The sequence below is a fragment of the Roseateles sp. genome, from assembly GCF_036486225.1.
Classification (GTDB): domain Bacteria; phylum Pseudomonadota; class Gammaproteobacteria; order Burkholderiales; family Burkholderiaceae_C; genus Roseateles.
Window position 1 is genome coordinate 1 of the sequence record NZ_DASVNZ010000267.1, and the last position, 12,011, is coordinate 12,011.

Genomic DNA, 12,011 nt, shown 5'->3' on the forward strand with positions numbered 1-12,011 from the left:
GGGCGCGGCGACGGCGTCGCCGCGGCGCTCGCGGCCTGCTCGGCCGAGGAGGCCGCCGTCAGCGGCCGGTCGATGCGGCCGATCAGCTCGCCCAGCGCGTCGTTCACCGACTGCGCCGCGGCCGTCTCGGCGGCTTCCTTACCGCGCACCAGATCCAGCAGCGGATCGCGCTCGCGCGTCGGATACAGGTCCAGCACCAGGCGGTTCTGGTAGGCCGCCACCGGCTCGATCGTGAACACCTGCGGCGCCACCGTCTGCTTCAGGTCCAGCACGATGCGCACCACGCGCGGCTGGTTCTGGCCCACGCGCACACCCGCGATGAACGGATCGTCCGGCTTGACCTTGCCCAGCAACTCCTTCAGGCCGGCGTTGAGCTCCAGCCCGTCGATGTCGATCACGAGGCGGTCCGGATTGGCCGCCATGAAACTCTTCGCGGCCAGCTGGCGGTCGGACTCGATGGTGACGCGGGTGTAGTCGCTCGCGGGCCAGACCCGCACCGCGACGATGTTGGCGGCGCTCGCGGCCAACGCCGGCACGGCGGGCAGCACGGAGAAGCTCAGCACCGTCGCGCCCATGCGGCCCAGGGCCTTGCGGCGGCCGCGGGACGGCAGGTCGGCGCCAGCCGGCGCGGTGTCGACGGTCGTGTCCATGGTGAAGGAGGGCAGGCCGGTCATATCTCCGTTGATGTCTCCGTTCATGTCTGCGTTCATGTGAGGCAGGGCGCTTGCCGTCGGATCAGTCGGAAGGGCCGGCGAGCTGCCGGTCCAGCTCGGCCAGCAAGGCCTGACCCCGCGCCGTGCGCGCTTCAGCACGAACGTCGCGGCTGTCGTCGTCGTTGACCTGGAGCAGGAGCCGCAGGTCCGGCGCCGGCAGCATGCCGGCCGCCTTCTCGGGCCATTCGCTGAGCTTGAGCCCCGGCGCGGCGAACAGGTCGCGGAAGCCCGCGTCCTCCCACTCGCGCGGATCGCTGAAGCGGTAGAAATCGAAATGATGGGCGGGGTGGCCGGACAGGCCCGGCGGAGCGTAGTCTTCGACCACCGCGTAGCTCGGGCTCTTGATGCGGCCGGTGACCCCCAGCGCGCGCAGCAGATGGCGCACCAGGCTGGTCTTGCCGGCGCCCAGGCCGCCGTCGAGTTCGATGCTGAGATCCGCGATCTGCGGACAGCGGGCCAACGCCTGGGCGAAACGTTCGCAGGCGGCCTCATCGGGCCAACGGTACGGGCGGGTTTCTAGAATGCTCAACTGCGATGAATTCCCTGGTCAACACCCCAAGGCCCGACGCGTCTTCCGAAGACGCGGCCGGCCCCTCCCGAGACCCCGACGCGCTGCGTGCGCTGATGGTCGAGGTCCGCGCCTGGGCGCTTGAGTTCGGATTCTCACAGATTGGGGTGGCTCACGTCGATCTGAGCGATGCGGAAGCAGGTTTGCAGGCCTGGCTGGACGCCGGTTTCCACGGCGACATGCAGTACATGGCCGCCCACGGCCTCAAACGCGCCAGGCCCGCCGAGCTGGTGCCCGGCACCATCAGCATCCTGACCGCCCGCATGGACTACCTCCCCGAAGCCGCCGGCGACGACTGGCAGGACCGCGAATGGGCCGCGATGCGCGACCCGGCGCGCGCGCAGGTGTCGCTGTATGCGCGCGGCCGGGACTATCACAAGGTGCTGCGCCAGCGGCTGCAGCAGTTGGCCGACCGCATCCAGGAACACGTCGGCCCGATGGGGCACCGCGTGTTCACCGATTCCGCGCCGGTGCTGGAAGTCGAACTCGCCAGCCGCTCCGGCATCGGCTGGCGCGGCAAGCACACGCTGACGCTGCATCGCGACAGCGGCTCGATGTTCTTCCTCGGCGAGATCTACCTCGATCTGGCACTACCGCCCAGCGAGCCCGTCACCGCGCATTGCGGCCAGTGCCGCGCCTGCCTGGACGCCTGCCCGACCGGGGCGATCATCGCCCCGTACCGGCTCGACGCGCGGCGCTGCATCAGCTACCTGACGATCGAGCAGGACGGGCCGATCCCGCTCGAGTTCCGCGAGGCGATCGGGAACCGCATCTACGGCTGCGACGATTGCCAGCTCGCCTGTCCGTGGAACAAGTTCGCACGGAGGAACGCGCTGCCGGACTTCGACTGGCGCGAGCCGCTCGGTCACGCGTCGCTGCTGACGCTCTTCGCCTGGGACGAGGCGACCTTCCTCAAGCGCACCGAAGGCTCCGCGATCCGCCGCATCGGCCACGCACGCTGGCAGCGCAACATCGCCGTGGCGATGGGGAACGCGCTGAGGCAAGACCTGGCGCCGGATCTGCGCGTCGATCTGCTGGCGGCGCTGCGCGCGGCGCTCCCGGCAGCGACGCCCGTCGTGGCCGAGCACATCGCGTGGGCGCTCGCGCAGGACCTCATTCCTCGATCGCCTGCCTGAACGCCGCGATGAAGTCCGACACCGGTTGCGGCGAGCGCAACCCCTGCGGCTGAACCGCGCGGACCTCGACCGGGACTTCCGGCAGCAGCGTGCGGATGTGCAGGTCGCCGCCGCTGGCCTGCGCGGTGAAGGAATCGATGATGGCCGGCCCGAAGCCCTGTTCCGCCATCACCATCGCGATGTGGTGCGTCTGCACGGTGATGCCGGCGCGCGGCGACAGCGACAGGCGCGCCCACTGATCGGCCAGCACGGCGCCCAGCGGGTCGCGCTCGTCGATGCGGATGAAAGGCTCCCGCAGCAGGTCCTGCAGCGCGACCGTGGTGCGGCGGTCCGCAGCCGTCCTGCCTTTCGGCGACGCGCACACGAGCCGCCCGGTGGCGACGAGCTCGTCGGACAACGCCGCGTGGGACGGGCGCCCGTACACGATGCCGACGTCGCCCTCCTGCAGCAGCATCGCTCGCGCGATGTCGTTCGAGTGCAGCGTCCGCACGCTGATCGGCAGGTCGCGATAGCGGCGCCGGAAGGCCTTCAGCGCCTGGGGCAGCGCCTTCACCGCCAGCGAGGGCACGATCAGGATGCGGAAGCCCTGACCCTCGCCGGTCCCCAGCGCCGTGGCCATGCGCCGCACCGATTCGAGTTGCGACATCAGCGCCTGCACTTCCGGGTAGAGGGCCTGCGCCTCGCGTGTTGGCATCAGGCGCCGCCGTTGTCGCGTGAACAGCGCGTAGCCCAGCTGCAACTCAGCCAGCTGCAGCGACTGGGTCACCGCCGGCTGCGTCACGTGCAGCAGCTTCGAGGCCGCGCTCACGGACCCCGTCAGCATGACCGCGTGGAAGACCTCGATGTGCTTCAGGCGCATGGATGCAGTCAGCCGATGAACATAAGCCCAGCTTATACGAAGCGGCGCGATCCCGATGCACGGGACAGGCGATGGTCACTATCGTCCGGTCATTGCACACTTCAACCCTCCGAGAAAGGAAACGCCATGAAGATGTCCGCTCCCCGCGCGCTTGTCCTGGCCATCGCGATCGCCGCCGCCGTCGGGTCCGCCGCGGCCCAACCGGCCGGCACGCTCGACAAGGTGAAAACCTCCGGCGTCATCACCGTCGCGTACCGGGATTCCTCGATCCCGTTCTCCTATCTCGGTGCCGAAGGGTCACCGACCGGCTTCGGCTGGGAGATCTGCGGCAAGGTCGTCGAGCAGGTGAAGAAGGTCACCGGCCGCGCCGACCTGAAGATCGCCACGCAGTCGGTGACCTCGCAGAACCGCATCCCGCTGCTGGACAACGGCACCATCGACATCGAGTGCGGCTCCACCACCAATAACAGCGACCGCGCCAAGCAGGTGGACTTCGCGATCAACTACTTCTACACCGGCACACGGCTGCTGGTGAAAGCGAACTCGTCCATCAAGGGCTTCGCCGACCTGAAGGGGAAGAAGGTCGTGTCGACCACGGGCACCACCAACTTCCAGGTGATGCGCCGGATGAACCAGGAGCAGAACCTGGGTTTCGAGCTGATCAGCGCCAAGGACCACGCCGACGCGGCGCTGCTGGTGCAGTCGGGCCGGGCCGACGCGTTCGCGATGGACGACATCCTGCTGTACGGGCTGCGCGCCGGGGCGCTCAATCCGGCCGATCTCGCGGTCGTGGGCGAGCCCGTCCAGGTCGAGCCCTACGCGATCATGGTCCGCAAGGACGACGCGGCGTTCAAGAAGCTGGTCGACGCCACGCTGTCCGGGCTGATGAAGAGCGGCGAGTTCGAGGCGCTCTACAAGAAGTGGTTCCAGTCGCCGATCCCGCCCAAGGGCATCACGCTGGGCGCGCCCATGAGCCGCGAGCTGCAGGAGAACCTGCAGGCGCTGTCGGACAAGCCCGCGCGTTGATCACGAGCCGATCACGAGCTGACCCCGTCATGACGCACACCACACCGCGCGGCGCGCGCGGCGACGGCGCAGCCTTGCCCGCCGCGCCGGGCATCGTCGGCATCCTCGGCGGCATGGGGCCGCTGGCGACCGTCGACTTCATGCGCAAGCTGCTGGACGCCACGCCCGCCGCGACGGACCAGGAGCACATCCCCGTCGTCGTGAGCAGCATCCCGCAGGTGCCCGACCGCACCGCGGCCTTCCGCGGCGAGGGCGAGTCGCCGCTCGCCGCGATGATCGTCAGCGGCCGGCGCCTGGCCGCGGCGGGCGCGGGCGTGGTGGTCGTGCCCTGCAACACCGCGCACCTCTGGTTCGACGAGCTCGAACAGGCGCTGGGCCTGCCGATGATCCACCTCGTCGACGCGGCGATCGCCGAAGCCCTCGCACTCGTGCCGGAAGGCGGCAAGGTCGGGCTCCTCTCCACCGATGCGACCCTGGCGTCCGGGCTTTATCTGAACCGCCGGCCGCCGCAGGGCAGGGCGGTGCAATGGCTGCTGCCGACGGCGGGCGAGATGATCGACCTGATCGAGCCCGGCATCGTGGCGGTCAAGGCAGGGCAGCTCGCGACGGCCGCGTCGCTGCTGGCCGCGGCCGCGGCGCGTCTGAAGGCCCGCGGTGCGGGCGCCCTCGTGCTCGGATGCACCGAGATTCCCCTGGTGCTGGACGCCGCGTCGGCAGGGCTGCCGGTGATCGACGCGACCGCGGCACTGGCACGTCGTGCCGTCGAATGGGCGAAGCGGGACAGCGACCCGACCGGCGCCCGTTGATCGACCCCCGTTGATCGACCCCCGTTGATCGCCGTCCATTGAGCGACATCGGAACTCCCGAACTCCGCGTCAGGCCGCGCCAGGGGTTTCCCGCCCCTGCGACGCGGGCTCTACGTAGTTCCGCTAGGCCGGGCTCCAAGGGGACATACTTAAGCTGTTCCGATCACGTTACCCATTGTTCAAAAGACGAGGAGCCCAATGAACCGTCGCTCGATCCTCCAACACGGCCTGCTGCTGAGCACGCTGTCGCTGTCCTGCGCCGCGGCGCTGGCCCAGTCCTACCCGACCAAGCCGGTGAAGCTGGTGGTGCCGTTCGCGCCCGGCGGCACGACCGACATCGTGGCCCGCGTCGTCGCGCAGCACATCAACGGCCCGCTGGGCCAGACGATGATCGTCGAGAACAAGGCCGGCGGCGGCGGCATCATCGGCGCCAACGACACGGCCAAGTCCGCGCCGGACGGCTACTCGCTGGGCGTGGCGACCGTGTCCACCACGGCTACCAACCCCGCGATCAATCCCAAGACGCCGTACAACCCGCTGACGGACTTCACGCCCATCATCAACCTGGCGGCCACGCCCAACGTGATCGCGGTGCATCCGTCCTTCCCGGCCAAGGACTACAAGGCCTTCGTCGCCGAGCTGAAGAAGAACCCCGGCAAGTACAGCTACTCGACCTCGGGCACCGGCGGCATCGGTCATCTGCAGATGGAGCTGTACAAGAGCCTGACCGGTGTCTTCGTCACCCACATCCCGTACCGCGGCGCGGGCCCGGCGCTCAACGACACCGTCGCCGGCCAGGTGCCGATGATCTTCGACAACCTGCCGTCCGCGCTGCCCTTCATCAAGGATGGCCGTCTGGTGGCCATCGCCGTCGCGGCGCCGCAGCGTCTGGCCGTGCTGCCCAACGTGCCGACCTTCAAGGAGCTCGGCCTGGAGCCCGTGAACCGCATGGCCTACTACGGCATCCTGGGCCCGAAGAACCTGCCCAAGGAAGTCGTCGCCAAGATCAACGAGGCCGCCCGCAAGACCGTCGAGATGCCCGAGGTCAAGAAGCGCATCGAGGAGACCGGCTCCATCGTGATCGGCAATACGCCGGAGCAGTTCACCGAGCAGATCAAGGCCGAGTACGCGGTCTACAAGAAGGTCGTCGAGCAGCAGAAGCTCAAGCTGGACTGAAGGTCGACTGACGACCGCGCGGGACGGTCTTCCCGATCGATCCGCCAAGGAAAAGGGGCGTCCCATGGGACGCCCCTTTTGTCATGTGCGCTGCATCAGCGGCCGAACAGGCCGCCCAGCGTTTTCTGAACCAGACCCATCACGCCGCCGCCCGCGAGATCGGTCAGCGGTTTGGTGATGGTGGACAGACCGCCGCCCGAGGAACCCGCGCCGCCCAGGACGCTTTCCGCTGCCTTCGGAAGCAGCGAACCAAGAATTGCACCAATCATCGTCTTCTCCTTGTGAGCCGCCGCGCGATCGGGAGGTCGCCACGGTGCCGCGGAGCACGACCGGTTTCCCGGCGCGCGGCGGTCTGAATTCAGATCGCGGCATGAATGCTCTAGTGCAGCAAGCAGTCGGATGAGGTCGCATCGCGCGTTGTCATCGATGGGCGAACCACTGCTGCAAATGCAGGAGTGACTGCTGCATGAAGGTGGGGCGTCGTTGCGCCAACCGACGAGAGACGGACAAATTTCAAATCATGAAAAGAACTTGCCGGCATGCAAAAAACCGGCGTGCTGCAGCGCCGCAAGATTTCTCATCATGGAAGACTTACTCTCACGATCCGGTTTTTGTTTTGCAAGTCATTGATTTGCAAAGATTAAAAAATAAGTCTTATATAAGACATCGATCAACACCTCAGGCGGCGCTACGTCTAGATTTGAGTCATCGGTTTTGCAACTTCACTCGAAACAGCAGGAGCTCACCATGACGACCTTGACCCGCGAACAGCAGATCGCCGCCCTCGAAAAGGACTGGGCGGAAAACCCCCGTTGGAAGGGCATCCAGCGCGGCTACACGGCGGCCGACGTGGTCCGCCTGCGCGGTTCCATCAACATCGAGCACACGCTGGCCAAGCGCGGCGCCGAGAAGCTGTGGAACCTCGTGAACACCGAGCCCTTCATCAACTCGCTGGGCGCGCTGACCGGCAACCAGGCGATGCAGCAGGTCAAGGCCGGCCTGAAGGCGATCTACCTGTCGGGCTGGCAGGTCGCCGGCGACGCCAACAGCAACGGCGAGATGGACCCCGACCAGTCGCTGTACTCGGTGGATTCGGTGCCGAAGGTGGTCAAGAAGATCAACGCCACCTTCAAGCGCGCCGACGAGATCCAGTGGAGCGAAGGCAAGAGCGACATCGATTACTTCGCCCCCATCGTCGCGGACGCGGAAGCCGGCTTCGGCGGCGTGCTGAACGCCTTCGAGCTGATGAAGGCCATGATCGAGGCGGGCGCTTCGGGCGTCCACTTCGAGGACCAGCTGGCCGCGGCGAAGAAGTGCGGCCACATGGGCGGCAAGGTGCTGGTGCCCTCGCGTGAAGCGGTGGCCAAGCTGGTCGCCGCGCGCCTGGCGGCCGACACGATGGGCGTGCCCACCGTGTTGCTGGCCCGCACCGACGCCGAAGCCGGCGACCTGGTCACCAGCGACATCGACGACAACGACAAGCCCTTCTGCACCGGCGAGCGCACCGTCGAAGGCTTCTTCCGCACCCGCAACGGCCTGGAGCAGGCCATCAGCCGCGGCCTGGCCTACGCGCCCTACGCCGACATGATCTGGTGCGAGACCGGCAAGCCCGACCTGGCCTTCGCCAAGGCCTTCGCCGAGGCGATCCACGCGAAGTTCCCCGGCAAGCTGCTGGCCTACAACTGCTCGCCGAGCTTCAACTGGAAGAAGAACCTGGACGACGCCACCATCGCCAAGTTCCAGCGTGAGCTGGGCGCGATGGGCTACAAGTTCCAGTTCATCACGCTGGCCGGCTTCCACAGCCTGAACTACTCGATGTTCAACCTGGCCTACGGCTATGCGCGCAACAACATGAGCGCGTTCGTGGAGCTGCAGGAAGCCGAATTCGCCGCCGCCGAAAAGGGCTTCACCGCCGTGAAGCACCAGCGCGAAGTGGGCACGGGTTACTTCGACGCGGTCACCACCACGATCGAAGCGCAGGCGTCGACCGCGGCGCTGAAGGGTTCGACGGAGGACGAACAGTTCTTCGACGCGAAGCACGGCTGATCGCCGCGCGGAAGGCCCCGTCGAGGCGGGGTCGGTGAACCGGAAGGGGCTGCTGGGACGCAGCCCTTTTTTCATCGATCCGAGGGCGCCGGTCGCGCTTCCCGGACCGCTCGAACGATCTCTCGCTGCACGGTGGGCGCAGGCCCGTGGCGCGCCGCGCGATCCACCTGGACATGGGCGAGGTCGGTCAGCGCGTCGCGGCAGTCGGCGCGTCCGAAGCGATCCACCGGCTTGAGATGGCGCGCGAGGATCTCGTTGTGCTTGCGGACGTGCAGGGCCCGCGCCTCGGCGTCTTCGGCCAGGAAACGGAGGAAGCGTTCATCGGCGCGCAAGGTGTTCAGGCGGCGCCCGTCCTGGTCATGGAACAGTGCCTGCGTCGCGGAATCGGCGCGTCGTGCCAGCGCACGGGCGGTGGCGAAGAAGACTTCCTGCTGGAAGGTCTTCAGCCCCGTGACGGCGGCGTAGTCCGGATGTTGCCGCATGTCCGCCGCCAACCGTTCCTGGAGCACGGACGCCGGTGCGTCGAACCAGGCCTGCGGATATCGTTCCTCGCGCAGCGCACGCAGCCGATCGCGGCCGGCTGCCAGCAGCGGCGACGCGGCACGGCGCTTTTCGTTGCGAGTCACCAGTCGGCGATATCGCTCGGCCCCCGCGCTCGACTTCCTGCGAAGCCAGCCGCGGCGTTCCTGCTTCAGCACCTTCAGCACGTTGCTCCACAGGCGCGTCAAGGGGACGAGGTCCTGATGAGCCTCGAACCGGTCCGCGACCTCGCGCAGGACGTGGCCGAGCGGCCTGTCACGCAGGCGGGGCCCGAGGTCGCCCAGGCGCATCTGCGTCTTCAGCGGCTCCGCCGTGGTTTCGCCGAGATGGTGCTCGCGATGCGCCTCATTGAAGGCGGCCCCGATGCTTCCCGCCAGCGTGAGGCCGATGCCGGGCACCAGCATCGCCGGGGCCAGCGGCGGGCAGGCGAGCGTCGCGACACCGGCGCCCAGCATCAGGGCCTGGCCGCTGCTCAGCAGGAGGTCGCAGGCCTGGCTCCTGCCGTTGTCGGCCTGAGCGCAGCGCGTGTCCTGGGCCAGGAGCAGCGGCACGCGTTCGGGAAGGCGGGGCGCGATGGTCCGCAGGGCCTCCCGGTCCTGGCAGATCTGGCGACGCTGCGCGACATGGCCTCGAAAGCTCAGCACACCCGCGGTGCACTGGGCCAGTTGCGCGCCCATCATGAGTCCGCCGGTCACCGCGCCCAGCGTCTGATGGGCCGCTTGTGCCGCCGCCTGTCCTGACAGGTTGCCTGCGGCCTGCGCCGCGTTCACGCCGACCGAGGCCGCCGACTTGCCCGCGGACGCCACCACGCCGGCGGTCATGCCCGGCAGGGCGACGCCGGTGAGGAGCTTCACTGTCCGTGCGCGCTTGGCGGCCCGGCGCTCATCCTCGCATCGCTGCGCCCGATGCGATTGATAGGTGGTCTCCTCGGTATCCAGCCGCCAGTTGCGTGCGAAGCGTCCGGCGATGATGTCGGCGGCCTGCTTGTTGAAGGCGTCGCTCAGCGCACCGTTGCCGACTTCACCGCGCCCACCGCAGCGGCGGCCACGAGCGGGAAGAACGCGGCGAGCAGCCCCATCTCGACGTAAGGCGCCTGGGCCTTGGACATCGCGGTCGGAACGCCGCTGGCGATGTCGTCCGGACCGTCGAGGTTGCGTACGCGCGCCATCATCCGCAGCAGCGACATGAAGCCGGATCCGGAGAAGTCGTCGACCACCTCGGGACGTGATGAGAGGAAGCGGTGCCCGAGGGTGACGCGCGGCGTTTCGTCCGGCGGAACGTCTGGCGGCAGGGTGTGAGCGCGAGCAGGCCCCCAGGCCGACTGCATGTTCATGGTGTGGGTCTCCAGAAGGGGACGACACCGCAGCGCGTGCCAGGTGACAGTCCTCGGATCGCGGTTCCGGTGGAGCAGGCCTGGCTGGATGTTCTGGCTAGGGACGAGGGGGCCGATGGCGGCCCCGGTTCATGCGGTCGTCGCTACTTGAAAAGGCCCGGTAGCAACGCGCTGGACATGTGGCCGACGCCCTGGGCGGTCGCGTCGATCAGCGGTCCGACGAACGGAATCTTGCGGGCCACGGAAGAGACCGCTTTCGTGGCGGCACCAATGCCGCCGACAGCGGCGCCGATGCCGAGAAGGCCGAGGAGGTGAAGGGGCATGGAAGTTGTTCTTGCGGATTGCGGGCCCGAAGTAGTGGCCCGGCAGCGCGCCCCTGTTCAACGCGTCGTGGTTTCCGCAGGCCGCGTGCTGCCGTCCCGCTGCCGCCATTCCTGGATCAGCTCGACCACCGCATCCGGATCCGCCGGCTTGACGAGGTGGACGTCGAAGCCCGCCTCGTGCGCGCGGCGGCGATCGTCCTGCTGGCCGTAGCCGGTGAGCGCGATCAGCAGGGCCTGCGCGCCTCCCGGGGCGGCGCGCAGGCGGCGCGCGACCTCGTAGCCGTCCAGACCGGGCAGGCCGATGTCGAGCAGCACCACCTGCGGCGCCCACGCGGCTGCCGCGTCCAGCGCGCAGGGGCCGTCGAGCTGCACGGTGGTCGCGAAGCCCGCGAGCTCCAGGAACACCGCCATCGAGTCGGCCGCGTCGCGGTTGTCGTCGACGACCATCACGCGGCAGGGACCCGCCTCGTCGTGGGCGGGCACGAGCCGTTCCGGAGGAGCGACGGGCGATGGCAAGCTCATGGCGACTTCCTCCTCGGCGGCGGGCAGCCGCACCTGGAACTCCGAACCGTGTCCCGGGCCGTCGCTGCGGGCCTCGACCTGGCCGTGGTGGAGCTGCACCAGGCGCTGCACCAGCGTCAGTCCGACGCCCAGGCCGCCCTGGTTGCGGTCCAGGCCGCGCGGTCCCTGCTCGAACAGGTCGAAGACATGCGGCAGCAGCGACGCGGCGATGCCCCGTCCGTTGTCGCGCACGATCAGCAGGAAAGCCGCCTGACGGTCGGAACCGGAACGAGAACCGGAGCCGGCATCGGCATCGGCGCGCGTCAGCGTCAACTCGATGAGCCCGCCGGAGGCGGTGTACTTGCTCGCGTTGTGCAGCAGGTTGGTGACGACCTGGATCAGGCGCGCCGCATCGCCGCGTACGCGCGCGGCGTGGTCCGGCAACTGCAGGCGAAGCTGCTGGCCCTGGGCGTCGATCAAGGACTGCACCGGCTCCAGGCCGTGGCGCACGACGTCGCGCAGATCCAGCGTCTCGGTCTTCAGCACGATCTTGCCCTGGCTGATCCGCGCCACGTCCAGCAGCTCGTCGACCAGCCGCGTCAGGTGCCTGGCCTGGCGGTCGGTCACCGCGACCGCCTCGCCCAGGCGGCGGGCGCGGTCCTGCGCATCGTCGTCGTTGGACAAGGCGCGCATCACCTCGATCGCATTGCGGATGGGCGCCAGCGGATTGCGCAGCTCGTGCGACAGCATCGCGAGGAACTCGTCCTTGCGCCGGCTCGCCTCGAGCAGCCCGGCCTCGGCCTGGCGGCGTTCGACGATCTCGGCCTGCAGCGCGCCGTACAGCCGCGCGTTCTCGAAGGCGATCGCGGCGCGGCCCGCCAGTTCCTCCAGCGTCGGCCAGTCGGGCGGCTGGTGCGGCTCGGCGAGCAGCAGCCCGCCGAGCGTGCGTTCGCCGGCCACCAGCGGCAGTACCACGCCGCCCGG

General features: G+C 68.6%; 13 protein-coding genes. 5 read left to right on the forward strand and 8 right to left on the reverse strand.

The genetic code is table 11. The features are described 5' to 3' along the window. Together VF536_RS17665 and tsaE are read right to left on the reverse strand one after the other, a co-directional pair. The coding region (locus VF536_RS17665) for an AMIN domain-containing protein (protein ID WP_331616172.1) at positions 1-698 on the reverse strand (698 nt) is incomplete at its 3' end. Between the two features lie 37 nt (positions 699-735). Further along, positions 736-1,242, reverse strand: coding sequence for a tRNA (adenosine(37)-N6)-threonylcarbamoyltransferase complex ATPase subunit type 1 TsaE (gene tsaE, locus VF536_RS17670; protein ID WP_331616173.1), 507 nt, complete (start codon positions 1,240-1,242; stop codon positions 736-738). Between the two features lie 95 nt (positions 1,243-1,337). Here tsaE and queG point away from each other — a divergent pair, with 95 nt between their 5' ends. After that, positions 1,338-2,417 (forward strand): tRNA epoxyqueuosine(34) reductase QueG, encoded by a 1,080-nt coding sequence (gene queG / locus VF536_RS17675; RefSeq protein WP_331616183.1) that lies wholly within the window; start codon positions 1,338-1,340, stop codon positions 2,415-2,417. On the opposite strand, the gene VF536_RS17680 is transcribed toward queG, so the two are convergent. Beyond that, positions 2,395-3,276: a LysR family transcriptional regulator gene (locus VF536_RS17680; protein WP_088408179.1), complete on the reverse strand. Its 882-nt coding sequence runs from the start codon at positions 3,274-3,276 to the stop codon at positions 2,395-2,397. The genes queG and VF536_RS17680 overlap by 23 nt on opposite strands. Before the next feature lie 126 nt (positions 3,277-3,402). Between VF536_RS17680 and VF536_RS17685 the strand changes: the two genes are divergently transcribed. The 3 genes from VF536_RS17685 to VF536_RS17695 all read left to right on the forward strand — a co-directional run bounded on the left by VF536_RS17685 (position 3,403) and on the right by VF536_RS17695 (position 6,284). Beyond that, complete coding sequence (locus VF536_RS17685; RefSeq protein ID WP_331616174.1) at positions 3,403-4,302, forward strand: amino acid ABC transporter substrate-binding protein; 900 nt, start codon at positions 3,403-3,405, stop codon at positions 4,300-4,302. Positions 4,303-4,331: 29 nt separating this feature from the next. Then, on the forward strand, positions 4,332-5,108 hold the full coding sequence (locus tag VF536_RS17690; RefSeq protein WP_331616175.1) for an aspartate/glutamate racemase family protein: 777 nt from the start codon (positions 4,332-4,334) through the stop codon (positions 5,106-5,108). 198 nt (positions 5,109-5,306) lie between these two features. Beyond that, a complete protein-coding gene (locus VF536_RS17695; protein WP_331616177.1) occupies positions 5,307-6,284 on the forward strand; it encodes a tripartite tricarboxylate transporter substrate binding protein BugE in 978 nt (325 codons plus the stop codon). A 95-nt stretch (positions 6,285-6,379) separates the two neighbouring features. On the opposite strand, the gene VF536_RS17700 is transcribed toward VF536_RS17695, so the two are convergent. Then, positions 6,380-6,553 carry a hypothetical protein gene (locus VF536_RS17700; RefSeq protein WP_331616178.1) on the reverse strand — a complete coding sequence of 58 codons (174 nt, stop codon included), beginning with the start codon at positions 6,551-6,553 and terminating at the stop codon, positions 6,380-6,382. Positions 6,554-7,031: 478 nt separating this feature from the next. Between VF536_RS17700 and aceA the strand changes: the two genes are divergently transcribed. Further along, positions 7,032-8,330: an isocitrate lyase gene (gene aceA, locus VF536_RS17705; protein WP_414710404.1), complete on the forward strand. Its 1,299-nt coding sequence runs from the start codon at positions 7,032-7,034 to the stop codon at positions 8,328-8,330. Positions 8,331-8,401: 71 nt separating this feature from the next. Here the strand turns inward: aceA and VF536_RS17710 are convergent, their stop codons facing one another. The 4 genes from VF536_RS17710 to VF536_RS17725 form a co-directional block, all read right to left on the reverse strand. Continuing rightward, positions 8,402-9,724, reverse strand: a complete 1,323-nt coding sequence (locus tag VF536_RS17710) for a hypothetical protein (protein WP_331616179.1) — start codon at positions 9,722-9,724, stop codon at positions 8,402-8,404. 146 nt (positions 9,725-9,870) lie between these two features. Next, a complete protein-coding gene (locus tag VF536_RS17715) occupies positions 9,871-10,203 on the reverse strand; it encodes a hypothetical protein (protein ID WP_331616180.1) in 333 nt (110 codons plus the stop codon). A gap of 143 nt (positions 10,204-10,346) precedes the next feature. Beyond that, the gene (locus tag VF536_RS17720; protein WP_331616181.1) at positions 10,347-10,526 is read right to left on the reverse strand and encodes a hypothetical protein; all 180 of its coding nucleotides are present in this window, start codon (positions 10,524-10,526) and stop codon (positions 10,347-10,349) included. Positions 10,527-10,583: 57 nt separating this feature from the next. Further along, on the reverse strand, positions 10,584-12,011 hold a 1,428-nt coding region (locus tag VF536_RS17725; RefSeq protein WP_331616182.1), incomplete at its 5' end, for a hybrid sensor histidine kinase/response regulator.

Coding starts and splice junctions, on each gene's coding strand:
- VF536_RS17715 (WP_331616180.1), bottom strand. CDS start 10,203: ATGAACATGCAGTCGGCCTGGGGGCCTGCTCGCGCTCACACCCTGCCG.
- VF536_RS17685 (WP_331616174.1), top strand. CDS start 3,403: ATGAAGATGTCCGCTCCCCGCGCGCTTGTCCTGGCCATCGCGATCGCC.
- VF536_RS17695 (WP_331616177.1), top strand. CDS start 5,307: ATGAACCGTCGCTCGATCCTCCAACACGGCCTGCTGCTGAGCACGCTG.
- queG (WP_331616183.1), top strand. CDS start 1,338: ATGGTCGAGGTCCGCGCCTGGGCGCTTGAGTTCGGATTCTCACAGATT.
- VF536_RS17720 (WP_331616181.1), bottom strand. CDS start 10,526: ATGCCCCTTCACCTCCTCGGCCTTCTCGGCATCGGCGCCGCTGTCGGC.
- aceA (WP_414710404.1), top strand. CDS start 7,032: ATGACGACCTTGACCCGCGAACAGCAGATCGCCGCCCTCGAAAAGGAC.
- VF536_RS17700 (WP_331616178.1), bottom strand. CDS start 6,553: ATGATTGGTGCAATTCTTGGTTCGCTGCTTCCGAAGGCAGCGGAAAGC.
- VF536_RS17680 (WP_088408179.1), bottom strand. CDS start 3,276: ATGCGCCTGAAGCACATCGAGGTCTTCCACGCGGTCATGCTGACGGGG.
- VF536_RS17690 (WP_331616175.1), top strand. CDS start 4,332: ATGACGCACACCACACCGCGCGGCGCGCGCGGCGACGGCGCAGCCTTG.